16 protein-coding genes are annotated in these 25,191 nt (G+C 71.7%); 12 read left to right on the forward strand and 4 right to left on the reverse strand.

Features of this window, described 5'->3' with window-relative positions; all coding sequences use genetic code 11:
- The coding region (locus tag ADL03_RS30265; protein WP_053732988.1) for a sigma factor-like helix-turn-helix DNA-binding protein at positions 1-343 on the forward strand (343 nt) is incomplete at its 5' end.
- Here ADL03_RS30265 and ADL03_RS30270 read toward each other — a convergent pair.
- From ADL03_RS30270 to ADL03_RS30280, 3 genes are all read right to left on the reverse strand, one after another.
- On the reverse strand, positions 344-2,800 hold the full coding sequence (locus ADL03_RS30270) for a helix-turn-helix domain-containing protein (RefSeq protein ID WP_157529484.1): 2,457 nt from the start codon (positions 2,798-2,800) through the stop codon (positions 344-346). It lies immediately after the preceding gene.
- Positions 2,801-2,916: 116 nt separating this feature from the next.
- Entirely contained in the window at positions 2,917-6,075 is a 3,159-nt protein-coding gene (locus ADL03_RS30275; protein ID WP_053736994.1) for a right-handed parallel beta-helix repeat-containing protein, read from the reverse strand.
- 150 nt (positions 6,076-6,225) lie between these two features.
- Positions 6,226-9,519: a right-handed parallel beta-helix repeat-containing protein gene (locus tag ADL03_RS30280; protein ID WP_053736995.1), complete on the reverse strand. Its 3,294-nt coding sequence runs from the start codon at positions 9,517-9,519 to the stop codon at positions 6,226-6,228.
- 141 nt (positions 9,520-9,660) lie between these two features.
- Here ADL03_RS30280 and ADL03_RS30285 point away from each other — a divergent pair, with 141 nt between their 5' ends.
- Complete coding sequence (locus ADL03_RS30285; protein ID WP_197288768.1) at positions 9,661-10,797, forward strand: S8 family serine peptidase; 1,137 nt, start codon at positions 9,661-9,663, stop codon at positions 10,795-10,797.
- Between the two features lie 106 nt (positions 10,798-10,903).
- Here ADL03_RS30285 and eccCa read toward each other — a convergent pair whose 3' ends face one another.
- Positions 10,904-14,872: a type VII secretion protein EccCa gene (eccCa, locus tag ADL03_RS30290; protein WP_231642479.1), complete on the reverse strand. Its 3,969-nt coding sequence runs from the start codon at positions 14,870-14,872 to the stop codon at positions 10,904-10,906.
- A 119-nt stretch (positions 14,873-14,991) separates the two neighbouring features.
- On the opposite strand from eccCa, the gene eccD reads away from it, so the two are divergent.
- The 10 genes from eccD (at position 14,992) to ADL03_RS30340 (ending at position 25,122) form a co-directional block, all read left to right on the forward strand.
- Positions 14,992-16,365: a type VII secretion integral membrane protein EccD gene (gene eccD / locus ADL03_RS30295; RefSeq protein ID WP_053736996.1), complete on the forward strand. Its 1,374-nt coding sequence runs from the start codon at positions 14,992-14,994 to the stop codon at positions 16,363-16,365.
- A gap of 2 nt (positions 16,366-16,367) precedes the next feature.
- The gene (eccB, locus tag ADL03_RS30300) at positions 16,368-17,777 is read left to right on the forward strand and encodes a type VII secretion protein EccB (protein ID WP_053736997.1); all 1,410 of its coding nucleotides are present in this window, start codon (positions 16,368-16,370) and stop codon (positions 17,775-17,777) included.
- Positions 17,778-17,906: 129 nt separating this feature from the next.
- A complete protein-coding gene (locus tag ADL03_RS30305) occupies positions 17,907-18,263 on the forward strand; it encodes a WXG100 family type VII secretion target (protein ID WP_053736998.1) in 357 nt (118 codons plus the stop codon).
- Positions 18,264-18,294: 31 nt separating this feature from the next.
- Complete coding sequence (locus tag ADL03_RS30310) at positions 18,295-18,600, forward strand: WXG100 family type VII secretion target (protein ID WP_053736999.1); 306 nt, start codon at positions 18,295-18,297, stop codon at positions 18,598-18,600.
- Between the two features lie 33 nt (positions 18,601-18,633).
- Positions 18,634-19,140, forward strand: a complete 507-nt coding sequence (locus tag ADL03_RS30315; protein WP_063798751.1) for a hypothetical protein — start codon at positions 18,634-18,636, stop codon at positions 19,138-19,140.
- Between the two features lie 5 nt (positions 19,141-19,145).
- A complete protein-coding gene (locus tag ADL03_RS30320) occupies positions 19,146-21,320 on the forward strand; it encodes a hypothetical protein (RefSeq protein ID WP_053737000.1) in 2,175 nt (724 codons plus the stop codon).
- Positions 21,259-21,669, forward strand: coding sequence for a YbaB/EbfC family nucleoid-associated protein (locus ADL03_RS30325; RefSeq protein ID WP_197288769.1), 411 nt, complete (start codon positions 21,259-21,261; stop codon positions 21,667-21,669). Before ADL03_RS30320 ends, ADL03_RS30325 begins: the two co-directional genes overlap by 62 nt.
- Before the next feature lie 5 nt (positions 21,670-21,674).
- Positions 21,675-23,657: a hypothetical protein gene (locus ADL03_RS30330; RefSeq protein WP_053737001.1), complete on the forward strand. Its 1,983-nt coding sequence runs from the start codon at positions 21,675-21,677 to the stop codon at positions 23,655-23,657.
- 10 nt (positions 23,658-23,667) lie between these two features.
- On the forward strand, positions 23,668-23,997 hold the full coding sequence (locus tag ADL03_RS30335; RefSeq protein WP_053737002.1) for a hypothetical protein: 330 nt from the start codon (positions 23,668-23,670) through the stop codon (positions 23,995-23,997).
- Between the two features lie 42 nt (positions 23,998-24,039).
- Positions 24,040-25,122 carry a hypothetical protein gene (locus ADL03_RS30340; RefSeq protein ID WP_053737003.1) on the forward strand — a complete coding sequence of 361 codons (1,083 nt, stop codon included), beginning with the start codon at positions 24,040-24,042 and terminating at the stop codon, positions 25,120-25,122.
- Positions 25,123-25,191 lie beyond the last annotated feature (69 nt).

The following is a 25,191-nucleotide window of genomic DNA, read 5'->3' on the forward strand; positions in this document are numbered from 1 at the left end:
GTGGCTGTTCACGGTGGCGCGCAACCTGATCGTCGACTGGATCCGCCGCGACAGGGCCCGTCCGGTGATCTTCGGCGACGACGACTTCGACCTGCTGCCCGGACGTGGCGCCGACTTCGCCGACGAGGTGGTCAGCCGGTGCGTCGTCGACGAGGGGCTCGCGCGGCTCACCCCCACGCAGCGGCAGGCGCTGGAGCAGGTCTACCGGCTCGACCGCACCCGGCAGGGCGCGGCCGCCGTCATCGGGGTACCGGTGGGCACCATGAAGTCACGGGTGCACAACGCGACCATCGCCATGACCGAAGCACTCGCTGGCCACGGCGTCACCGCCGCCGGCTGGTGATCAGGCAGGAAGCGAGACGCCCAGGCTGGTGGCGATCTTCGCCGCCATGCTGCGCACCATCGGGGTGTTGAAGCCCGCGCACTCCGCCAACGCACGAACCCTGTGCTCACGGGCCAATGCGGCGTCCTCACGCTCATCGGCCAGCTCCGCGAGCCACGCCAGGCTCTCGATCTTGTCCTCGATCGCGCGTGACGCGTCGAGCCCGTGCTGCAACTGCTCCTCGGCCTCCTGCCAGCGGCCCAGCCGCAGCAGTGCGATGCCGCGCAGGCGCTGCACCCGTGACACCGCCAACACCGCACTGTGCTTGCGGAACAACGACTCCGCCTCGTCCAGCAGGCCGAGCGACCGCGCCGGGGCACCCGCCGCGGTGAGCGTCTCGGCGAGCTTGGTCAGCGTCATCGCCAGCAGTTCGTCGGCACCCGGCGTCGGCGTCTTGGCCCGGTGGTGCGCGACGCACCGCTGGTGCACCGCGATCGCCTCGTCGTACTGGCCCTGCCGTTGCAGGTAGGTGCCGAGCAGCACCAGCCCCAGGTACAGCCCCGTCTCGTAGTTCGTTCGCTCGAACAGCTCGACGCACCGGCGGATGTTGGCGTTGTAGCCCTCGGGCTCGCCGAGCCGCCACAGGATGGCCGCACCGTAGTAGGCGCTCCACCCCTGGGTGACGAGGTCTCCGGACTCCAGCGCCTTCGCGGCGGCCGACTTGTGCACCGCCAGTGCTTCCTGGAGCTCGCTGCACAGGCTGAACAGGGCCCAGGAGAGGTAGTTGAGCTGCTCGGCCTCCGCCCGCACGTCGCCGAGCTCCCGTGCCGCGTCCGCCCCCAGCCGGAAGACCTCGCGCCACAGCTCACCGGTGCCGCGCAGGTCCGAGTACCAGTGCATCGCCTGGGCCAGCGCGAGCACCTCCTCGTGCTCACCCAGCTCGGCGGCGGAGCGCAGTGCGGCTTGCACGTGCTCCTGCTCCAGTCCGAGCCAGCGATCCGCGGACTTCCGGTCCCGCACCGGGTCCGGTCCGTCGAGCCCGTCGTGCGACGGGCCGCGGTCGTGGTCGAAGTACTGAGCCGCCTTGGTGGCGACGGCGAGCAGCCAGTGCCGCACCCGGTCGCGCACCTCGGCCAGGACGGCCGGGTCCTCGTCGAGCTCCAGCCGTTCGAGGGCGAACACGTGCAGCAGGTCGTGGCGGGTGTAGCGGCCGGGCGCCCGGCCGAGACCGAGCAGGCTCGCGTCGGCGAGCTCGTCGAGCGCCTGCTCCGCGACGTGCTCCGGCTGCCCAGTGAGCACCGCGGCGTGTTCGACGCCGGTGTCCGAGCCCTGGATCAGCGCGAGCCTGCGGAACGTCATCGCGGTGGCGGGGGACAGGTTCTGGTACGAGAGCTCGAACGCCGAGCGGACCTGCAGGTCGCCCGCGGTGAGCACGGACAGCCGGCGCCGTTCGTCCTCCAGCTGGTCAGCGAAGTGCGAGACGGTCCACTGCGGCCGGCTGGCCAGGCGGTTGCCCGCGATGAGCAACGCGAGCGGCACACCCCCGCACAGCGCCGCCACCCGCCCGGCCGCCTCGGGCTCGGAAGCGAGCCGCCGCTCGCCGGCGACGGCGCGGAGCAGGGCGACGGCCCGGTCCAGCCGCAGCAGGTCCAGCGTCAGGCGGTGGCGGACGTCCAGGCCGGTGAGTGTGCTCCGGCTGGTGATGAGCACCATGGAGCCGGGGCTGGTGCCGATCAGCGGGCGCACCTGCGCCTCGTTGAGCGCGTTGTCCAGCACGAGCAGCACCGTGCGGTCGCGCAGCAGCGAGTGGTACAGCGAGAGCTTGTCCTCCGCGTTGGTCGGGATCTGCCGGTCGTTCACCCCGAACCCGCGCAGCAACCGGTGGACCGCGTCGTCCGCAGTCAGCGGCCGGTCGCCCAGGCCGCGCAGGTCGAGGAACAGGCACCCGTCGCGGAACCTGCGGCCGAGCCGGTAGCCGGCGTCGACGGCGAGCGCGGTCTTCCCGCCTCCCGGCGGCCCGTGCACGACCGCGACCTGCAGCACCGACGAGGCCTCGCTGTCGCGGACGAACCCGTCCAGTGCCGCCTGCTCGGCCTCGCGGCCGGTGAGCTCGATGAGCATCGGCGGCAGCGGGCAGGCGGTGCCGGGAACCGCCGCTGCCGTTGTCGTCGTGGGAGTCGTCGGCCGCGGTGAGTCCCGCTGGTCGTCGCCGCTCCTGGCCGCCGGCACGGCGGGGTGGGCGGTGGCCTGGCGCTTCGACCGTGACCGTGCGATGAAGTCCGCCGCTTCCTCGCTGTTCAGGCCGAGTCCGTCGACGAGCAGTTCGACCGTCCGGCGTTGCGGGGTGAGAGCCCGGCCGCGCTCCATGTCGCTGATGGCGCGCACGCTGACACCGGTGCGTTTCGCCAAGTCCTCCTGCGTCATCAGGGTGCGCAACCGGAAGAAGCGCAGGAAGTCGCCGAAAGCAGTCGTGCTCACTCGCCCCATCCTGCCATGCGTGTTGGCGCATACGGAGTAGCGTCAATCGGCTGGCGGAGCGCCGGACGTCCGAATGCACATCCGGTGAGCGCAGTCGACCGAATTTCCACCTCCGTTCAGGGTAGGGCAGGAGCGGCCAGGTCACCCGGAAGGAGCAGCCGGAGGTCCTGCACGGTGGGATTCGCCACGTTCGTCAGGCGAGCGGCCTGCCTGCTCATCATCAGTTCGAGCACCCGCCCGGCGTCGCGGGCGTTGCCGGAGCTCTTCCCTCGTGGCAGGGCGCTGAAGTGCCCGTGCAGAGCGGCGACGGTGTCGGGGGCGCACTCGTAGCCGTTGGAGACGGCCATCCGGTGCACGATCGTCACCAGGTCGGCGGTCGGGTAGTCCGTGAACTCGACGCGCCGGGGGAAATGCGCGGCGAGGCCGGGAGTCGTGCGCAGGAACCGCCTCATCGCGGCGGAACGGCTGGCGATGACGACCACCGTGTCGTCGCTGTGGTCGCCCAGCAGCCGCACCAGCGCCGCAACGGATTCCTGACGGGAGTCTTCGCTGGCGGGTGTCGTGCCGGTCGTCTCGTCGATGAGCAAGACGCCACCGCGCGCCCGTTCGAACGCGTCTTCGATCAGTTGAGCGGAATGTCCCGCGTAGTGGCCGAGGAGGCTTTCGCAGCCGATTTCGACGAGATGTCCTTCTCGCAGCACGCCGATCGCGGCGAGCAGTTCGCCGTACAGCCGGGCCACCGCCGTCTTGCCGGTGCCGGGCGGGCCGTCGAACACCAGGTGGTGACCGGCAGGGGACACCGGCTGCCCCGCCGCACGCCGGCGCCGTGCCGAGGCGACCAGGCCGGTGATCGCCTCCTTCGCCGGGTTCAGCCCGATCATGGCGTTGAGCTTCGCCTGCGCGGCCGCGTGCGCGTGCGCGTCGCCGTCCGCCGGGGTACCGCCGGGCACGTCGGCGGGGAGCAGGTCGCGGTCGGCCGCGGGGTCGTCCGCGAGCCGGCGTGCCCGGCGCTCCAGCATCTCGCCGAACACCTTGCGGGCCGTGTGGCCGTTGCCGAAGCGGGCGCTGAGCTGCAGCTGTCCGAAGTGGGTGCGGAGAGCGGCGCGCGTCTCCTCCACGACCGCGCATTGGTGCGCGGCGGCCATGTTCTCCACGATCGAGGCCAGGTCGGCGGTGTCGCAGTCCGCGAACTCGACGGTGCGGGTGAACCACGCCGCGAGATCGCGGCTGGCCGCGACGAACTCCGCCGTCTCCGGCGCCGGGCCGGCGATGATGACGACGATGTCGTCCCGGTGGCGCTCCACGAACTCGACCAGGGTGCGCACCGCCTCGTGCTGACCGTCGAGCGCATGAGCGTCGACGACCAGCACGCCGCCCAGCGCCTGGTCGAACGCCTCGGCGACCAGGTCGGCCCTGGTGACTTCGACGAGGTGCCCGGAGCGCAGGACGCCGAGCTCGGCGAGGATGCTGCCGTAGACCCGCGCGACGGCGGTCTTGCCCGTGCCGGGTGGTCCGGTGAAGATCAGGTACCGCCCGTCCGGCGGTGCGTGCAGCCCGTACCGGTGAGCCCTCCTGTTGAGCTGCACCAAGGTCTTCACCTGGCGCTTGACGTCGGTGAGCCCCGCCAGTGACGCCAGCCTCCGCAGGGCCTCGCCGTCGTCGGGCTCGGTGTGGTCGCGGCCGACCGGCAGTTCGTCCGGGTCGCCGTTGGCGGTGCTGGTGAGGTTCTGCACCGAGGTCCTGTTGCCGCGCTCGGTGACGCGCAGGCCGCTGCCGGAGTTGCCCGACATCCCGCAGTTCACGACGCTGACCGCGGCCGCGGAGTCGACGTGGACGCCGTCCCTGCCGTTGCCGGTGAGCCGGTCGCCGGTCAGCACCGCGCGCCCACCGGTCTGCACGAGCACGCCGTGCCTCTTCGAGTCGCGCACCACGGACTGCGCGAGCACCAGCTCACCGCCGTCGTGCACCACGACCCCGTCCTCGCCGGCTCCGCTCACCTCGCAGTGCCGCAACGAGACGATGCCGCCCGGTGCCACGCTGACCCCGGCGGCGCCTGCCGAGCGCACCTGTGACGAGGTCGCCAGTGGACGCCCGCCGTCGCTGACGCGCAGGCCGTTCTGCCCGGTGTCGCGGATCTCGCAGTCCTCCAGCACGCCGCGGCCGTCCGAGGCCACCTCGACACCGCTGCCGCCGCAGCGTGCGAGCACCGCCTTGCGCAGCAACGGGTTCGCCGTCGTCTCGACGCGCACCCCGGCGCCGGTGACATCGCGGACGTCGACGTCGTCGAACTCGGGCGCCGCCCCGTCGGTGACCAGCAGGCCGGGTCCGGTGCCGCGGTGCACGGAGGTCCGCGTGAACACCGGGCAGCTCGCCTCGTCGACGTGGATGCCCGCTCCGTCCGCGTCGTGGACCTCGCACTCCTCGAAAACGCCGCGCGACCGCCCGGTGACCCGGATCCCCGCGCCGGCCGTCCGCACGACCCGGCACCGGCGCAGCACCGGCGTAGCACCGCCGGACACCGTGACGCCGGTCCCGGCGGTGTCGCCGACGTGGCACTCCTCCAGCACGGGGAAGGCGTTCGTGCTCAGCAGCACGCCGCCGGCCGTGCCGCGCACGGCCGTGTCGCGGATCGTGGTCGAACTGCCTTCTTCCAGCGCGATGCCGTGGCGTCCGGTGGCGGAGATGTCGCAGCGCTCCACCACGCCTCGCGCGGTGCCGGTCGCACGGACGCCGTTGCCCTTGGCGTCGCGCAGCGTGCAGTCGCGCACCAGCGGGTCGCCGCGTTCGGCGATCACGACCGCCGACGTGCCGACGTGCTCGACCACGCAGTCCTCGATCGTGCTGGCGGACGGCGACGTCACCACGACGCCCGCGCCGCCGGGGTTGGTCACGAGGCAGCCGCGCAGCGTGAGCGCGCCGGGGTCGCTGACGAGCACCGCCGTCCACGCGCCGCCGGCGATCTCGCAGTCCTCCACCACCGCCCGGCCGCCCGCCACCTCCAGCGCGGGTGTCTCCGCGTCGCCGCCACGCAGCACGAGGCCGATCAGCTGGACCCGTCCGGCGCTCGCCCGCACCGCGGAGCCGGCCGGCGGGATCACCTCCACGACACCGCCGGTGCCCGACGCGGCGATGGTGACGGACCCGGTCACGTCCAGCGACTCCGCGTAGCGGCCGGGGCTCACCGAGATCACCGAGCCGTCGCGCGCGTCCCGCAGCGCGTCCGTGATCGTGCGGTACCCCTGGTCGTGGTCCACCGTCAGCACATGCCGTGGCACAAATCCTCCCCCGTGGTCATTCGGCCTCAACCCGGCAGACGCGGCGGATCTCCGAAAGGGTTCACCCGTGTGGCATGTGCTGCCCGTATGAACACTCTCCGTGACTGAACCCGCAGGTCAGCGGAGGTGAGCGCGTTCGACCGGTGTGCGTCAGGGGAGGTCCTCCGGTGCCAGCAGGCGCAGGTCGTGGACGGTCGGTGCGCCGATCTTGCTCAGGCGGCCGGCCTGGCGGGTCATCATCTTCTCCATCACCTGCCTGGCGTAACGGGCGTTGCCGAACGTGGCGTCGCGCCGCACCCCGGCGAAGTGCTCGCGCAGTGCCGCCACGGTCTGCGGCGCGCACTCGTAGCCGTTGGCCGACGCCATCCGGTGCACGATCGTCACGAGGTCGTCGGTGTCGTAGTTCTCGAACTCGATGTGCCGGGAGAACCGGGACTCGAGGCCGGGGTTCGACCGCAGGAACTTCCGCATCTCCTCCGAGTAGCCGGCGACGATCACGACCGTGTCGTCGCGGTGGTCCTCCATCAGCTTGACCAGGGTGTCGACGGCCTCCTGGCCGAAGTCGCCGCCGTTGCCGCCGCTCGGGGTGAGCGCGTACGCCTCGTCGATGAACAGCACGCCGCCGCGTGCGCTCTCGAACGCCTCGGTGGTCAGGTGCGCGGTGTGGCCGATGTACCGGCCGACCAGGTCCGCGCGCGCCACCTCGACCAGATGTCCCTTCTGCAGCACGCCCAACGCCGCGAGCAGCTCGCCGTAGAGGCGGGCCACGGTGGTCTTGCCGGTACCGGGGGCGCCGGCGAACACCAGGTGGTTGCTGATGGTCGGCACGGGGAGCCCGGCCTGGCGCCGCTGCCGCGCGGTGCCGATCAGGTTCACCAGGTCGTTGATCGCCTCCTTCACGCCGCCCAGGCCGATCATCTGGTCCAGCCGCGTGCGCAGGGCCGTGAGGACGGTCTCGTCGGGCTGGGTGAGGTCTGCCCCGCCCGGCACGTCCACGGCCAGCAGCAGCGACAGGCTCTGGTCGTCGGCGTCGGCGACGTTGGCGAGCCGGAACGCCTGGCGGTCCACCATCTCCTCGAACACCTTGCGGGCGGTGCGGCCGTTGCCGAAGTCGTCGCCGCGCTGCATCTGTCCGAAGTGGACGGACAGGGCGTTCCTGGTGTCCTCCGGCACGTGGTACTGGTGGGCGGTGCACATCTTCTCGACGATGGTCACGAGCTCGTCGGTCGAGTAGTTCTCGAACTCGATCGTGCGGGTGAAGCGCGACGCGAGACCGGGGTTGGACTGCAGGAACGCCGCCATCTCCTGCGAGTAGCCCGCGACGATCACCACCGCCTCGTCGCGGTGGTCCTCCATCAGCTTGACGAGGGTGTCGATGGCCTCGCGGCCGAAGTCGTGCCCGGCGCCCTTGCCCTGGTTGGACAGCGTGTAGGCCTCGTCGATGAACAGCACGCCGCCGAGCGCCCTGGTGAACGTCTCGGTGGTCTTGATCGCGGTGCCGCCGACGATCTGCGCGACCAGGTCGGCGCGCGCGACCTCGACGAGGTGACCGTCGCGCAGCACGCCCAGCTCGGCGAGGATGCTGCCGTAGAGGCGGGCGACGGTGGTCTTGCCGGTGCCGGGTGGCCCGGCGAAGATCAGGTGGCGGCTGGTCGGCGGCGCGACCATGCCCGCCTCCTGCCGCCTGCGGGCCATCTTGTTCAGGTTCACCAGGGTCTTCACCTGGTGCTTCACCGCGGTGAGACCGACCAGCGCCTCCAGCTTCGCGAGCGGGGCCTGCTCGCCGCCCTCCTCCTCGGCGTGCGCCGGGTCGGAGGAGGTGTGCTCGGGAACGGCTTGCGCGCTCGCCGTGCTGCCGTCGGTGTCCGTGGCGCCGTTGCCGTTGCTCGTCAGGTTCTCCACCGAGATCCGCGCGCTGGGCACGGTCACCCGCAGGCCGCTGCCCCCGTTGTCCGACGTCGTGCAGTCCACCAGGCTCACCGCGTCGGTGGAGTCGACGTGCACGCCGTCGCGGTCGTTGCCGGCGAGCTCGTCCGCGGTCAGCTTCGCCCGCGCGCCCGCCTCGACCAGCAGTCCGTGCCCGGCGGCCCGGCGCACCCTGGAGCGGGAGAACATCAGCTCGCCGCCGTCGCCGACCACCACGCCGTGCGCGGCCGTCTCGGTGATCTCGCAGTCCCGCAGGGAACCGATGCCGCCGGGGCCGATCAGCACGCCGGCCTCACCGGAGCGGTGCACCCGCAACGCGCTGACGTACGGGCTGCCGCCCTCCGAGACGCTGAGCCCGGACTTCGCCGCCTCGCGCACCTCGCAGTCCTCGATCCGGCCGCGGCCGTTGCCGGTGACCTCGATGCCGTGGCCCTTGCAGCCGTCGAGCGTCGCCCTGCGCAGCAACGGGTTCGCCGCCGCCTCGACGCGCACGCCGTCGCCCGCGACGTCGCGCACCTCCAGCCGGTCGAACTCCGCCGTCGCGCCGTCGGTGACGAGCAGGCCCACCGACGACCCGCCGCGCACCGAGGTGCGGGTGAACGTGGGACCGCTCGCCTCGTCGACGTGGATGCCGGCCTCGGTCGCGTCGGAGATCTCGCACTCCTCGAACGACCCGCGCGCCCGCCGGGTGACCCGCACGCCGGCGCCACCGGTCTTCGTGGTGCGGCACCGGCGCACCACGGGGTCCGCGCCGTCGGCGACCGTGATCCCGTCGCCCGCGGTGTTCGTGATCCGGCACTCCTCCAGCACGGGCGAGGCGTGGGTGCTCACGAACACGCCGCTCGCGGTGTCGCGCACGGTGGTGTCGATGACCCGGGTGGAACTGTCCTCCTCCAGCGCGATGCCGGACCGTTCGGTGGAGGAGATGTCGCAGTGCTGGATGGTGCCCTGCGCCCGGCCGTTCGCGCAGACGCCGTTCCCCTTGGCGTGCCGCAGGGTGCAGTCGCGCACCACCGGGTTGCCGCGGTCGGCGATCACCAGCGCGGAGGTCTCGACGTGCTCGATGACGCAGTCCTCGATCGTGCTCGCCGCCGCCGAGGTCACGACGACCCCCGCGCCGGCGGGGTTCGTCACCCGGCAGCCGCGCATCGCGAGCGACCCGGAGCTGTGGGCCATCACGGCGGTCCACGCGGCACCGATGATCTCGCAGTCCTCCACGGCCGCCTGGCCGCGCGCCACGTCCAGCGCGGGCAGCTCCTCGTGCTGGCCGCGCAGCACCAGCCCGGTCAGCTTCACGGCCTCGGCGTTGAGCCGCACCACGCTGCCCTGCCGCGCCACGATCTCCACGCTGCCCCGCGGATCGCTCGCCGCGATCGTGACGACCTTCGTCACCACGAGCGACTCGTCGTAGCGGCCGGGCCGGACGGAGATCACCGATCCGTTGCGCGCGTCCTGCAGTGCAGCGGAAATGGTGCGGTAGCCGTTGTCGCGGTCCACTGTGAGCACGTGCCGTGACACGGGCGCTCCCTCCGTCGTTCGTCCGGTGGAGCACGCGGCTCCGCACCGGCCAACGCACCGGACCCCCGATTGGGTTCACCCCGGATTCCTGCCGGTGGTTCTTCGTGTTCGCGGCGGCGGGCCGCGTGGTGGACTGACCCGGTGAGGCGACAGCTGGCGGCCGCGTGCGTGGTGCTCACGCTCGCGGCGAACGGCGGCGTGGCAGCCGCCCAGGACAACGACCTGCCCCAGATCCCGCAGGCGCTGCGGGCCGGGCAGCAGTGCACGGCCACGTCCGGCAAGACCGTGACCGAGGCGCCGTGGCAGCTGCCGTACCTCGGGGCGGACCGGGTGTGGCCGCTCTCCCGCGGCAACGGCGTGCTGGTCGCGGTGGTGGACACCGGCGTGGACCAGTCGGTCGTGCCCGGCGACGTGTCCGGTGAGGCCGGTGCGGACTGCGTCGGCCACGGCACCGTGCTGGCGAGCCTGATCGCCTACAGGTCCGCGAAGGACGGCGGGTTGTCCGGTCTCGCGCCCGGCGCGCGGGTGCTCGCGGTGCGCGGCACGGACAGGACCGGAGCGGCCACCGCTGCGAGCATCGCCGCCGGGATCGACGCCGCGGTCGGCGCGGGCGCACGGATCATCTGCGTCGGCGCGGTCACCACGGACGGCGCCCCGGTGCTGCGCGAGGCGGTGGAACGCGCGATCGCGGCGGGCGCACTCGTCATCGCCGCGGCCGGTCCGGACGTCACGTCGGCCCGCAACGTTCCCGCCGGACCGTACTTCCCGGCGGCGTTGCCCGGTGTGCTGCCGGTGACCGCCATCGGCCCGGACGGCAGGACCTCGGACAAGCCTGAGATCAAGGTGGTGGACGGAACGCTTGCGGCGCCAGGTCTTCTGGTCATGGGAACCGGCCCCGGTGGCGGCCAGGTGGTGGGCGTCGGCCCGGCGTTCGCCGCCGCACAGGTCGCTGCTGCCGCGGCCCTGGTCAAGTCCTACCGGCCGAAGTCGTCGGCCGCCGAGATCACCCGGCGGCTGCGGGGCACGGCGTACCCGCAGGCCGGTGCCGACGTGATCGACCCGCTCGCGGCGATGATGGCCGGCACCGCCGACAACGCCGCGGCCGCGCGCAGGGAACCGCTGGTTATCACACCTCTGCCTGACTTCACGGCCACCCGTGGCGCCGCGTGGGCGGTGACCGGAGGGGTGGCGCTGGTCGTGTGCCTGCTGGGCGCGCTGGCGGTGGTGCTGCCGCGCGGACGCCGGCGTGGGTGGCGCGCGGGACCCGTGGAGAGCTGAGCCGGGCGCACGACGGAGCTCCGGCGCTCCGCGACACCACGGCCGCACGGCAGAACCCCGGTCCACAGTGGACCGGGGTTCTCCGGTTTCCGGCCAGACCCGCGGGTCACTTCGCGGTGAGTGCCGCCTCGTGTGCCGAGAGGGCGGTCTGCACCACCGTCGCACCGCGCCGGGTGACGTACTGCGCCCGGCCGGGGACGAGTACCCGCGGCTTCACCTCGCCGAACACCATGCCCTCCGACAGCGGGCAGGACAGCACCGCCATCGGGGTGTTCACCTCGACCATGCGCCGCAGCAGCGGATCGTTCGAGCCGCGGCCGACACCGTTGGCGCCGCGCGCCACGACCAGGTGCAGGCCCACCGCGTTGCCGTGCGCCAGCGGGTCGAACAGCTGGTGGAACAGGGTGGTTCCCGCGGACGAGACCATGTCGTAGTCGTCGACCACGACGAACACCTGCGGGCCCTGCCACCAGTCGCGCAACCGCAGCCGCGCCGGCGTGATGTCCGCGCCGGGGAGCCGGGTCTGGACCGCGCGGGCGACGCCGTCGATCATCTCCAGCACCGAGTCCGCCGACACCGCGTAGCCGAGCTGGTACTCCTCCGGCACGGCGTCGTACAGGCCCCGGCGGTAGTCCACCGTGATGATCCGCGCTTCCTGCGGGGTGTAGCGCGTGGTGATGCCGTCGACCAGGAGCCGCAGCAGGTTCGTCTTGCCGCTCTCCACGTCACCCACCACGAGCAGGTGCGGGTTGTCCTCGAAGTCGTGCCACAACGGTTCCAGCCGCTGGTCGTCGAGCCCCAGCGCGATCCGCACGTCCGCCTCCGGCGCGGGGAGCTCGGCGCGGTCCAGCACGGTGGGCAGCATCCGCACCGGTGGCGCGGGCGGACCGGACCAGGCCGTGGCGACCCGGTCGACGAGCGTCGCGACGTGGTCGGCGACGTCACCGGCAACGCCGTCGATCGAGGGCAGCGCGGTCAGGAAGTGCAGGTGCTGTGCGGTCAGGCCGCGGCCGGGGATCTTCGGCACGCCCGCGGCGGCACGCATGTTGATCACCGAGTCGACCGGGTCGCCGAGGCGCAGCTCCAGCTGCGTGCCGATCAGGTCGCGCACCCCGCTCAGGATCTCGCTCCACCGGCTCGATCCGATCATCAGGTGGATGCCGTAGTTGAGGCCGCGTGCGGCCAGCTCGGTGAACACCGGCAGCATGTCCATGAAGTCCTGGCGGATGGTGCCCCAGCCGTCGACCACGAGGAACACGTCGCCGTGCCGCTCGCCGGAGAGCTCACCGGCCGCCCGGCGGCGCCGGAACGTGGCCATCGAGTCGATGCCCTCGTCGGCGAACAGCCGTTCGCGGCGGGTCAGCAGCGCCGTGACCTCTCCGATGGTGCGGTGGATGCGCTCGACGTCGAGCCTGCCGGTCACCCCGCCCACGTGCGGCAACCGCTGCAGGCTCGACAGCGCGCCACCACCGAAGTCGAGGCAGTAGAACTGCACCTCGGCCGGGCTGTGCGTGAGCGCGAGCGCGGTGATCATGGTGCGCAGCGCGGTGCTCTTGCCGCTCTGCGGACCGCCGGCGACGGCGACGTGGCCGCCCGCGCCGGACAGGTCGACCAGCAACGGGTCGCGCGTCTGCTCGAACGGCCGGTCGATCACGCCGACCGGCACGACGAGCTTGCCCCGCCCGTGCCACGTCACCGCCGACAGGCCGTGCTGCGCGGTGAGCTCCAGCGGCGGCAGCAGCACGTCGAGCGAGTCGGGCGCGTCCAACGGCGGCAGCCACACCTGGTGCGCGGCGGGGCCGCTGTCGCGCAGGCGGTCCACGGCGAGCTCCAGCAGGCTCGCCGCCGACTGCTGCTGCTCCTCGACCTCGGGCATCGGTGCGGGTTCGGGCTCGCGCTGGACGGCGAACTTCGCGGTGAACGGCGCGATCTGCCGTTCCACCACCGCTCGCTCCACGTTGCGCCGGGCGACCCGGTGCGGGCCGGACACGTACGCGGCCTTGAACCGGGCCAGCTCGCCGATACCGCTCTTGAGGAAACCGTTGCCCGGATCGGACGGCAGCTGGTAGGCGTCCGGAACCCCCAGCACGCCACGGCTTTCCATCGCGGAGAACGTGCGCAGGCCGATCCGGTACGACAGGTGCGACTCCAGCTGGTGGATGCGGCCCTCGTCGAGCCGTTGCGACGCGAGCAGCAGGTGCACGCCCAGCGACCGGCCGAGCCGGCCGATCGCGATGAACAGGTCCATGAAGTCGCGGTGCGCCGTCAGCAGCTCGCTGAACTCGTCCACCACCACGAACAGGGTCGGCAACGGGTCGAGCGCGGCGCCGTTCGCGCGAGCGCGTTCGTAGTCGAGCAACGAGCTGTAGTTGCCCGCCTTGCGCAGCAACTCCTGACGGCGCGTCATCTCGCCGTTCAGCGCGTCGCGCATGCGGTCCACCAGCGCCGCCTCGTCCGCCAGGTTCGTGATCACCGCCGAGGTGTGCGGGAGCTCGTCCAGGCCGAGGAACGTCGCGCCGCCCTTGAAGTCCACCAACACGAAGTTGAGGATCTCCGACGAGTGCGTGAGCGCCAGTGCCAGCACCATCGTGCGCAGCAGCTCCGACTTGCCGGAACCGGTGGCGCCGATCAGCATGCCGTGCGGGCCCATGCCGCCCTGCGCCGACTCCTTGATGTCCAGGTCGACGGGCGAGCCGTTCGGGCCGATGCCCAGCGGCACGCGCAACCTGCCGCCCGCCCGCTTCGCCGCCCAGCCGGCCGCCACGTCGTGCGTCTGGATGTCCTTGATGTTCAGCAACGCCGTCAGGTCGAAGTTCGCGGCCATCGGTTCGGCGGACCGCTGCGGCGTGCCGATCCGGTACGGCGCCAGCCGCATCGCCAGCGCGGTGGCCGTGTTGAGCCCCATGCCGTCCGGCCTGCCGAGGTCGCCCGCGACCTCCTTGTTGTGCTGGTCGACCGTGATCAGCTTCAGCTTCCCGTTCTCCACCCGCATCCGCAGCGTCTGCGGGTCGTCCCGATCGGACAGCGCGTGCGACAGGTCGATCACCGTCGTGTTGCGGTAGCCGTCACCGGCCAGCCGGGAGGTGGGTGGCACGTTGACGCCGTCCACGAACAGCATCACGCACGGCTCGTGCACGTCGGGCATCGAGTCCGGGTCGAACCCCGGCCGCTCGGCGAACTCGTCGCCCAGCGCGTTCTCCAGCTCGGCCATCGACTCGATCACCAGCCGGGCCTCACCCGCGTTGTCGGTCTCCTTCGGGTGAAGGTTGTGCGGCAACCACTTCACCCACTCCCACCGCGCCCGTGCCTCCGGCGAGGTGAGGACGACGATCTTCAGCTCGGCGGGGGAGTGGAAGACCGCCAGGTGCGCGACGACCGCGCGGGCGAGTGCCCTGACCTGCTCCTGCGCCGCGTCGTCGGTGCGCACGAGGATGCGGGCGAACGACGGGAGGAATACGGCCACCGGCTGGTCGGCCACGGTGCCGTAGGCGTGGATGAACCTGCGCAGCGCGTGCGCGGACAGCGGTTCCAGGTCGTCCACCGGCTTGGTGGTCAGCGGGTTGAGCCGCCAGGCCAGCCGTTGCGGGCCCAGCGCGATGCGGACCTCGCCGAAGTCGTCGTCCTGCGCGTCGCGCTCCCACATCCGCGACGTGCCGGGCAACGACCACAGCGACACCGGATCGGGGTGCCGCCAGGCCAGCGCTTCTCGTTGGCGCACCACGACTTCGCGCACCTTGCGCCGGGTCTGCGCGAGGTAGCGCAGGTAGTCGCGCCGCGAGTCGTTGAGCTTCTGCTTGCGCTCGCCCGCGCTGCGGCCGAGCTGGCCGACCAGCATGGCCATCGACGAGACCGTCATCAGGCCCGCGGCCAGGTAGCTGAACGTGCCGTTCTCGCCCGGCCGCACGAACAGCAGCACCGTGGCCGTCGAGGACAGCGCCATCGGCAGGTACATCATGATCGCGCCCGCGCTGCGCTGGATCTCCGGCAGGGTGGGCGGTTCCTGGACGCTCAGCTCGCCTTCGGGCATCTCCGGTCCGGGACGTCGCGGCCCCTTGCGGAACATGATTACACTCAAGCCCGGATTCCTTCCCTCTGGACGTGCTGTGGTGGCAGCTCCGCATGAGGTGACGAAATCCGACCGCGCGATGGTTCACTCGTGAGCCAGGCGTAGGTCGCCGACCGAAAGCGTGTGCCATGGCGACCATTTCCGGGCTGTGCAAACTCCGGGTGCGGGCCCCTTCCACCAGCTTCGAGCTGGCCGTGCCGGTGGACATCCCCCTGATCGACCTGATGCCGACGATCCTCGGCTACGCCGGGGAGAACCTCGGCGAGGAAGGGCTGGACCACGACGGCTGGGTGCTCCAGCGGCTCGGCGGGTCACCGCTGGAGCAGGAGGCCACCGTCGACGCGCTGAAGCTGCGCGACGGCGAGACGCTGCACCTGCTGCCCCGGCGCGCACAGCTGCCACCGGTGCACTTCGACGACATCATCGACGGTCTCTCCACCGAGGCGCGGGCCCGGTCCGACTCGTGGAGCCCGGACGCCAGCCGGTGGACGCTGCTCGGCTGCTCCCTGGTGGCCGCCCTGGTCGGGTTCGGGTTGCTGGCCGCGGCACCGGCGACGTGGCCGACGCTGCTCGGTGCCGCGCTCGCGGGGGTGTTCCTGCTGGTGTGCGCGGCGACCCTGGCCCGCGCGATGGGTGACTCGGCAGCGGCGCTCGCACTGGCGCTCGCCGCGGTGCCGTTCGTCGGGCTGGCCGGGTTCATCGTCCCGAGTGGACCCGAGGGACCGGTGCTGACCGGCGCCCGGCTGCTGGCGGCCTGCGTGGCCGGTGCGGGGGCCGGCGCGCTCGGGCTGGCCGCCGTGGCCGGTGCCGCGCCGGTGTTCGTCTCGGTGGCGGCGTTCGGGTTGCTCTGCGCCTCCGGGGCGCTGGTGATGATGGTCACCGGCGCGAGCGCGTCCGGTGCGGCGACGATCGTCGCGGTGGCCGCGGTCCTCCTCGGCGCGTTCGTGCCGAGGATCGCCTTCCGGCTCGCCGGGTTGCGCCTGCCCGCGTTGCCCACCAGCGCGGAGGAGCTGCAGGAGGACATCGAACCGCACGCGGGCGCCGAGGTCGTCGGCAAGGGACGGGTGGCCGACGCCTACGTGACCGCGTTGTTCGTCGCGATCGGACTCGCCTGCGCCGTCTCGGCCGAGTTCGTGCTGCGCGACACGTCCTGGCAGGCGGTGACGTTCACCTCGGTGCTGAGTGGTCTGCTGCTGGTGCACGGACGTGCGCTCGGCAGCCTGTGGCAGCGCCTGTCGGTGATCGTGCCGGGGGTGTACGGCCTGGTGCGGCTGCTGCTGGCCTGGCACCTGGAGTCACCTCGTCCGCTGGTGCTGGCCGGCGCGCTCTTCGCGGTGGTGTCGCTGCTGGTCGTGGCCAGGGCGACGGTGCCGGGCCGCAGGCTGCTGCCGCAGTGGGGACGGCTCGGTGACATCGCCGAGAGCCTCGCCGCGCTGTCGCTGCTGCCGCTCGCGTTGTGGCTGCTCGGTCTGTTCGGGTTCATGCGCGGGATCGGGGGCTGATCGTGAACTCCAAGACCGACCAGGTCCAGGCGCACCGGTTCATGCTCGGCAGGCTGACGTCAGCGCTGCTGCGCATCGACCCCGACGCACCGGAGAGCCCGCTGCACCGGACCTACCGGGGCAGCACGATCGGCGGGCTCATCGCCACCGTCGTCTGCCTCGCCATGCTGCTGTTCGGCCTGGTCTCGCCGGGTGCGAACAAGACGTGGAAGGTCGACGGCACGCTGGTCGTGGTGGACACGACGGGGGCGAGGTTCCTGTACGCGGGCGGCAAGCTGCTGCCGGTGCTGAACTTCGCCTCCGCGAAGCTCAAGGCGGGCGGCCAGCTCAAGGTGAAGCACCTCGACGAGAAGTCGCTCCGCGACGTGCCGCGCGGTGATCCGCTGGGCATCATCGGCGCTCCGGACGCGTTGCCCGCGCTGGCCTCCGACCCGTGGCAGGTGTGCGCGTCGATCGGCCGCGACCAGGCCGGGCCGACCTCGTTGCGCGTCGGTGGTGACGGCAACGCCAAGCCGCTCGGCGAGGACGAGGCCGCCGTCGTGCGAACCAAGGATGGTGCGACCTCCCTGCTGTGGCGTGGAAAACGCCACCGGGTGCTGACGGACCGGGGCGCGCTCGACGCGCTGGACGGCGTGCTCCAGCCCGCGGAGGTGCCGTCGGCGCTGCTGGACGCGTTGCCCGCGGGCCCCGACTTCGGACCGAGGGCCATCGCCGGCCTGGGCACGCCAGGACCCCGCCTCGGCGCGGTGGAGTCCAAGATCGGCCGCATCTACTCGGTGGCCGGCGGACCGGCGGAGACCTACGTCCTCACGACCTCGGGCTTCACCCCGATCTCCCAGCTCGACGTGCGGTTGCTCACCGCGGACCCGCAGGTGCGCGCGGCAGCGTACGGCGGCGGCGAGGTCACGGTGACCCAGCTGCCCGGCCGGGTGATCGGCGAGCACCTGTCCAAGAACGAGGCACCATCGCCCGTGCGGCCACCGCGCGCGGTGGCCGTCCACACGGGACAGGGCCTCTGCGCGGTGGTCCTGCCGGACGGTGGCACGGCGCGGACCCAGATCGCGCTGACCGACCGCGTCACCGAGGACGGGCAGCCCCCGTTCAGCCAGCCCGGTGTCACGGCGCCGTGCACGAAGGTCGACCGGATCGCGGTGCGGCCCGGCACCGGTGCTCTCGTGAAGGCCGCCGCCGCGTCCGGCCGGGTCGGTGACGCGCTGTACCTCGTGACCGACACCGGGGTGAAGTACCCGGTGCCGCCGGAGGGTGCGAAGGCGCTCGGCTACGACTCCGCGGTCGCGATCGGTCTGCCCACGACCCTGCTGGCGCTGCTGCCGACCGGGGCGCCGCTCGACCCGATGACGCTGCGCAACGGCGGTGCGGTCCTGCCCGCGGCGAGCACCTGCGGAACCTGACCGGAGGAACCTGAGGTCAACTTCTGCCAGTGGTTCCGCATGGTCCCGCGGCTCGAAGGTTGGTGTCCTTCTCCTGGAACGCCGCGCAGACGACGGCTTCCGCGCAGCCGACAGGAAGGACAACGACCGATGAGCGAGACGCTCGTTCCGTCGATCCAGAAGAGCACCGCCGGGATGTCCTCCGGTGTCTCGGCGATCGAGAACAGCATGGTCGATTGCGAGAAGATCCGCGCGAAGGCGCAGCAGATCCGCGACCAGCTGCACGGCGGCGACTGGACGGGCGGGGCGGGTGCCACGTTCGTCCGCAGCATGGACGGCTGGCTCGAGAGCTACTGGAAGGTGCTGCAGGAGCTCGGCAAGATCCGCGACCTCGTGCAGGCCAGCGACACGCAGATGACCACGACCGACGACGACGCCACGGTGCTCGCCGTCAGCGCGTTCGGCGACGTGAGCGACAACATCTTCAAGCGCGTCACCGGCGCCTGACCCCACTCAGAGCACACGAAGGAGAACGGCCATGACGCAGCCCAACGACGGGTCCTTCTCGGCCAGCAGGAACATCCCGCACCTGGCCGACCAGATGAAGCAGCACACCAGGGACCTCCAGAAGGAGCTGGACACCCTCTGGGACTCGCTCAGGCCGATGAGGGACTCGTGGGTCGGTACCGGTTCCAACGCCTACGACGACTGCCAGCGGAACTGGAACCTCACCCTCGGGGCGATGGCGAACAGCTTCGACAAGGCGCACATGACCCTGTCGATGGCCTACGAGAACTACACGGTCACCGATCTGCAGATCAAGGGCAAGTTCGAGGGCCGCTGACCGCGAACCGCGCCGAGGACGAGGAGGGCAGCCGTGGCTGGCGAGCCGAACAGCGGTGACATCAAGATCACACCGGCGTTTCTCAGGACGTTCCAGGTCGAGCTGGAGAAGATGCTCGGCGAGCTGGAGGGGAACCACGGCATCGCCGAGCTGGCGCTCACCAAGGGCGGAGTGTCCGGCGAGAACCGCAGACTGCTGCCCGGCAACGAGATGTGGCTCGCGGCGAAGCAGCTGGGCGACAAGTACCAGGGTGCGAGCGGAACCGCTCCCACGTTGTACGCCCAGATCGAAAGCATGCGGACCTACATCAAGGACCTGAACGACAACATCAACGAGGTCGTGCGCATCGCGGAAACCGGTGAGGAGGAAGCGCTCAGCATGACCACCGAGCTGAACACGAACCAGTTGAGCGAGATCTTCCGGCCCACGACCGGCGCGGGCACCGGCGGAAACGGCACCGGCGGAAACGGCACCGGCGGGAACGGCACCGGTGGCAACGGCACCGGTGGCAACGGCGGATCCGGCACCGGCGGGAGCTGAGCTCGATGGTGGACAGCCTGATCGGCGGCGAGGACGGGGCCGGCTGGACGTGGGAGCAGGCGCTCAACGCGTTCCACGGCAAGAACGCCAAGATCGAGTGCAAGCAGGTGCAGAACCGCGACACCGTCACAGCGGTGTCGTGGCTGTCCGCCGACCACTGGCGGCAACCCAGAGCGGGCGGCAAGGAACCGGTCGCCGACTTCAAGATCTACACCAACACGAACGCGACGACGTACTGGGGCGTGGGCCGGATCAACCAGGACGGCTTGAAGGAGCCGATGGAAGGTTTCCTCGGCAACGCCCGTGCCATCGTCGACTCGTTGATGACGAGCGAGAACCCGGTGGCCCAGCGGGGTTCCTTCTACCGCGCCGCGGAAGCGCTGACCTCGGCCACGAACGTGCTGAACGACCAGGCCGGGGTGTTGAAGGCGTGGCGCGACAAGGTGGGGCACAAGGGGGACGACTTCCAGGGCGCCGGCGCCGGGGCGTTCTGGAACGCGCTGGACGGGATGGTGTTCCAGCGCGAGCACATCGTGCGGCAGATGGGCGTGCACCTGGGCCAGAGCGAGAACCCCGAGTTCGCGTGGGACTCGCTGAACTACGCCACCGGTTCGGGGACCGACAAGATGACCTGGGACCGGCCCCAGTTCGCGGACCCGACGGTGAACTGGGGCGTCAACGAGGGGCGCGCGGGTCTCGACTGGGCGGTCAACGTCCTCGCCGACGGTTACACCGAGTGGAACTCCTCGGGTTCGAAGACCTACCCGGTCGTGATGAACGGCTCGCACCGGTTGATCTCCGGCACGGCCGCGGACTTCGCCACCCCCGCGGGCGCGCTCGCCGCTGTCTGGCGGCAGGAGTGGTTCCAGGGCGCGATGCTGCCGGCCAAGGACGTCTACGCCACGGAGCTCGACCTGTGGCAGAAGGCCGGCGAGACCCTGGACTGGTTCCCGTACAACAACGCGATCAAGGCCGGGGTCAACGAGGGTGCGTTCTGGGCGAGCATCGAGGCCGCGGCCAAGAGCTGCTGGGAGCAGCACCTCGAGGCCACAGTGGACGTGTTCGCCAAGCACGCCATCGCCGAGCTCACCAAGGTCTACCAGACCGCCACGCTGCACCTGCCCAGCATCGTGACGCCGAGGAAGCTGAACCTCTTCCAGCCCAAGACGGGTCCGCAGGGCGGGCCGCAAGGCGGTCCGCAGGGTCCACCGCCGCCTCCGGGTACCGGTGAGAACGGGCCGGGCAAGCCCGACCTCAAGAAGGACGGCGGGCCGAAAACTCCTCCACCGCCGCCGCAGCTCGGTGGCGGCTCCGGACCGGGCGGGTCGAACAAGGGCGGCGACAAGGGAAACCTGGGGCCGAACACCGGTCCCAAACCGCCGGACCCGAACTCGGTGCTCAAGGTGCCGACCGGGTCGAAGATCGATCCGGACGGGACGGTGCGCGGCCCGGACGGCAAGCCGATGGTCGACAAGCTCGGCCGGCCGGTGATCGTGCCGCCGGGTTCCCGGATCAACCCGGACGGCGAGATCGTCGGTCCCAACGGCAAGAAGCTCGTGGAGAAGGACCGGGTCGCGCGGCCGGACCTGAGCAAGCGGGACCCCGCTCAGGAGTCCGAGCTGGACAGGTACCTGAAGTCGTTGCGCGACCGGCCGGTGTCGTTGCCGACGGCGTTGCCGGGCCCGGACGCGCGGTCGCTGCCGGACCTGTCCGGCAGGTCGCTGGGCCTCGGGGGCAAGAGCGCGGTGACCTCCTTCGGTTCCAACGGGCTGCCCGGCAGCGGGCCGCAGCTGACCGACCTCCCGCCCGCGCCGAAGCCGGTTGCGACGGAAGGCGGGTCGTCGCTCAACAAGAACCCGCAGGGTGCTCCGGCCGGCTCGAACGGCATGGGCGGTGTGCCGTTCTACCCGCCGACCGCGGGTGGCATGGGCGCCGGTGCCGGCGCCGGTGACCAGAACAAGGGCGAACGCGACCGGGACACCTGGCTGTCCGAGGACGAGGAGACCTGGGGCACCGACCCGAAGCTCCCGCCGTCGGTGCTCGGCGGGCGGCGCAGGCGAGGCCGCGTCGGATCGCAGGCAGGACCCGGCTCCCACAACTACGGACACGGAGGAAGCGATGGCCGACTGGCTGGAGGAACAGCTGCACCAGGCCATGGTTACGCTGAGGGATCAGCGTGACCGGATCGAGTCGGCCAAGGCCGAGCTCGCCGCGCGCCGCGCGACCGTGACCTCCGCGGACCGGATGGTCTCGGTGACGGTGGACGCGAACAACGCGGTGGTGGGCCTGAAGTTCAACACCTCGAAGTACCGCGACATGCACCCGGAGCAGCTCGCGCACGTGCTGGTGGACGTGCTCGGCCGGGCCCGTGCGCAGATGGCCGATGCCGCGGTGGAGGTGTTCGGCCCTCTCGTGGACGAGCGCACCGACCTGCGCGCGGCCATGGCGGGCGGCGGCGAGCTCGACGCCGCGTTCGCCGCGATCTGGGACGAGGCGCCTTCGGACGCCTTCGGCCGCCGGAGGAGCTGACCAGGATGCCGAACGAGGCACCACCGGGTCCGGCGTCGCTGGGCGGGCCGGACACGCGCACGTGGCGATGGCACCAGACGCTGAACATCTTCAGCAACGGCGGGGACTACCCCGAGGTACCGGACCCCACCAGCGTCACCGCGCCCCGGTGGCTGACGTGGTCCGCCGGGGTGGTCGAAGGGGACCGGCCGCCGTCGACGTCGGACCACTTCTCGGCCGTGGTCACCGTGCCGAACGGCGGTTCCACCCGGACGTTCTACGGTGGTGCCAACGTCGACCCCGGCCTGAGCTCGGCGATCGCGCCGTTCTTCGGGAACATGGACAAGATCCTGAAGTCCATGAGCCCCAGCGGGAACTCCGGCGCCAACCCCAACCCGGTGGCGAGCTGGGCGAGCTTCGACCGGGCGGCCACCGCGTTGCGGGAGGCCGCCGCCTGCCTGACCGCTCAGGTCGATCCGCTGCACCGGTGGCGGGACCGGGTCGGTGCTCCCGGCGACGACTTCCAGGGCCGGGGCGCCGGCGCTTTCCGGACTGCTCTCGACGGTCTCGCCGACCGGTGCGCTGATCTGGTGACGCAGCTCAGCAGGGAACGCACGGCGTGGGACGCGCTGCTCGAAGCCAAGGGCCTGCTCCAGCACGCGGGAGGCCTGCTCGACAACGGATACCTGCGCTGGACCGGCGGTGAGACGTTCAGCTACGACACCGGGCTGGGGTTCAGGGTCTCCGGTCCCGGTTCGGCGCTGGCGTGGCCCGCGGGAGTGCTCGCGGCGATCTGGAACGCGCCCGAGCTGCAGCAGGACTTCAAGAGCCGGCAGGTGGACGCCACGCCCGGCGCGGAGAACTACCCGGCCAGCGAACGGCTCGGTGGCGGCGTCAACAGCGCGGCCACGTGGCTCACGCTGGAGAGCGCGGCGAAGAAGGTCTGGCTGGACCACCAGATGGGGCTGCTGGACGGCCCCGGCGCGAGTGCCGCCGGACTGCTGGACACCGCCTACCGGGTGGCGATGAGGTACCTGCCGTCGATCGTGCAGCCGGCCGGACCGACGTTCTCCGGGCCTGGCGGGGCGGACGACCCAGGCGGGACCGGACCCGGTTCGGGTGGTGGTCAGGGATCTCCTGACGACGGCAACGTCACCGCGTACGCGGCGCCATCACCGCCACCGCCACCGTCCACAGTGGTCGTGAGCGGACCGGGCGGCGGCAGTCCGGTCCTCGGTGGCCCGAACCTGGTGCTCAAGGTGCCGGGAGGCTCCTACGTGGCCCCGAACGGCACCGTCATCGGCCCCAACGGCAAGGTCGTGCTGGGGCGCGACGGCAGGCCGATCATCGTGCCACCGGGGTCGAGGGTGAACGCGAACGGCGAGATCATCGGACCGAGGGGCGCCGGCCGGCTGGAGCAGAAGGACCGCGTCCGCAACCCCTACGAGCCGCCGCCGAAGATCGGCGCGAGCGGTGGGGAGTCACCGCTGGAACGGCACCTCAGGTCGTTGCGCACCCCGCCTTCGCAGGCACCGCAGGGATCGCAGCACCAGTTGCTGGCCAAGAGCGACCTGGCGAACCTCCACGGCACCGGCCTGAAGGTCGAGGGCGGGAGCCGGATCGAGATGTCGTCGAACGTGCCGCCGTCACCGTTCGGCCCCACCGGCAAGCCCGCGGTGCCCGTGGTGGGCGGAGCACCGGCCGATGGTCCGAAGGGGATGGTCGGCGGGCCGCTCGGCCCGTCGGCGCTCGGTGCCGGGGCACGGGGGAACGACCGCGAGCGCGACACGTGGATCGCCGAGGACGAGCGGACGTGGGGCACGGATTCGTCGGTGGCGCCAGGGGTTCTCGGCAGGCGCGGCCGCCCGGCGACGCGCCCGTCGATCGTGATCATGAGCGACAGCGTGGAGGTCCAGGGCCCGGTGGTCCTCGGCGGCACGGAGGTGCTCGGCGGGAACCGGGGCCGGCACCGGAGCCGGGGCCAGGGCACGACCACCACCACGGGATAGGACGGAAGAGATGGCAAACGACTACAGCGCCGATCCGAGGGTGATCGCCGCCGTCGCCGAGGGGTTCGAGATCGTCGGTGGCTTCATCGGCACCATGACGAAGCTCAGCCTGGACCGGAGAACCCTGCTGGTCGAGGCGTGCGGTGACGACACGATGGGCGAGGAGATCCGGCAGAACCTCGAACCCGTGGTGCAGAAGTATGAGAGCGCTCTCATCGGAACGGGTGAGGTCGTGGCGAACCAGGAGATGGTCGCGAAGGGCATGGCGGCCAAGATCCAGAACGCGGAGCACGACAACACCTCCAACGTCATCAACAACACCAGGCGGCACTCGGTCTAGGCCGCGCGTTCCAAGCGGCCGGCACAGAAAGCAGGAGCAAGCATGTCCACGGAGCCTCAGCAGCCAGCGGGCGTCGCGGTAGCCGCCGCGGTGGTGGAGCCGGAGTCGCCGGTCATCCCCGTGGCACCGGCCGAGGCCGCGGCCGCGGCGCCGGTCACCAGGAAGCTCGCGGCCGGTGCCGCACCGGTGGTGGTCGAGACGAGCACGGCGACCGGTGAGGAGAAGACCGGCCGGGTGTCCAGGCCGATGGTCGTCGCGGCGGCGGTCGCCGGTGCCGTGCTGGTGGTGTTGCCGGTGGCGTTCGGCACGTTGTCGGGTGACAGCGGACCGGGCAGCGGCCCGAACAACGCGGGCTACGCCCAGGTGCCCTCGCCCGACGGCGGGTTCGTGCCCGGTTTGGCGGCACCCCAGACGGAGAACGGCAACGAGGGCGTGACGCCGCCCAACGGTTCCGTCCCCGGCAAGAACGGCGACGGCACCGCGTCCGGTGACCTCGCCGGGCAGACCGTCCCCGGCCCGCCCGGCACGCCCGGACAGCCGGTGGTACCCGGTCAGCAGCCCCCACCCGCGCAGAACCAGAACCAGCAGGGAAACCCCCAGGCGCCACCGCCTGCGAAGCCGGTGACGTACGAGGCGACGGCCGGCCCCGGCTGTGGCAGCGGCACCCGGTTCGACGGCGTCGGGATGTACCGCGATGGCAAGGAGGGCTGGGTCGACCACGGCGGCGGCTGCGGCAGCGCGTTCACCTCGATCCCGATGTCCGGTGACGCCGCGAAGGACGACCCGAGCGCGTACGGCCTGTGGACGTTCAACACGGGTCCGGTGACCGCCGGAACGTGCACGGTCTCGGTGTTCGTGCCCAACGGCGACATCACCGCGGTGGGCGGCAGTCCCACGTACTACCGCGTCTTCGACAGGTTCGAGGTCGCCAAGGGAACCCCGGTCGGGAGCTTCCAGGTCAGCCAGGTCGCGAACCGCGGAGGGTGGGTGACCGTGGGCTCCTTCAAGGTGAACGGGGCCAAGCTCGCCGTTCAGCTGCTCACCAGGGGGCGCGACTGGGACGGGTCGAAGCGGACGTACGCCCACCACGCCGCGGGAGCGGTGAAGGCGAAGTGCCAGGCATGAGGTAGCCCCGGCTGCGAACCGCTGAGCCCGCGCGCTGCGTTGGCGGGGGTGTAACGGTTATCGGTGTGG

The sequence above is a fragment of the Nocardia sp. NRRL S-836 genome (genome assembly GCF_001279525.1).
Classification (GTDB): domain Bacteria; phylum Actinomycetota; class Actinomycetes; order Mycobacteriales; family Pseudonocardiaceae; genus Lentzea.

Coding starts and splice junctions, on each gene's coding strand:
- eccD (WP_053736996.1), top strand. CDS start 14,992: ATGGCGACCATTTCCGGGCTGTGCAAACTCCGGGTGCGGGCCCCTTCC.
- ADL03_RS30305 (WP_053736998.1), top strand. CDS start 17,907: ATGAGCGAGACGCTCGTTCCGTCGATCCAGAAGAGCACCGCCGGGATG.
- ADL03_RS30310 (WP_053736999.1), top strand. CDS start 18,295: ATGACGCAGCCCAACGACGGGTCCTTCTCGGCCAGCAGGAACATCCCG.
- ADL03_RS30320 (WP_053737000.1), top strand. CDS start 19,146: ATGGTGGACAGCCTGATCGGCGGCGAGGACGGGGCCGGCTGGACGTGG.
- ADL03_RS30325 (WP_197288769.1), top strand. CDS start 21,259: ATGGCCGACTGGCTGGAGGAACAGCTGCACCAGGCCATGGTTACGCTG.
- ADL03_RS30330 (WP_053737001.1), top strand. CDS start 21,675: ATGCCGAACGAGGCACCACCGGGTCCGGCGTCGCTGGGCGGGCCGGAC.
- ADL03_RS30335 (WP_053737002.1), top strand. CDS start 23,668: ATGGCAAACGACTACAGCGCCGATCCGAGGGTGATCGCCGCCGTCGCC.
- ADL03_RS30340 (WP_053737003.1), top strand. CDS start 24,040: ATGTCCACGGAGCCTCAGCAGCCAGCGGGCGTCGCGGTAGCCGCCGCG.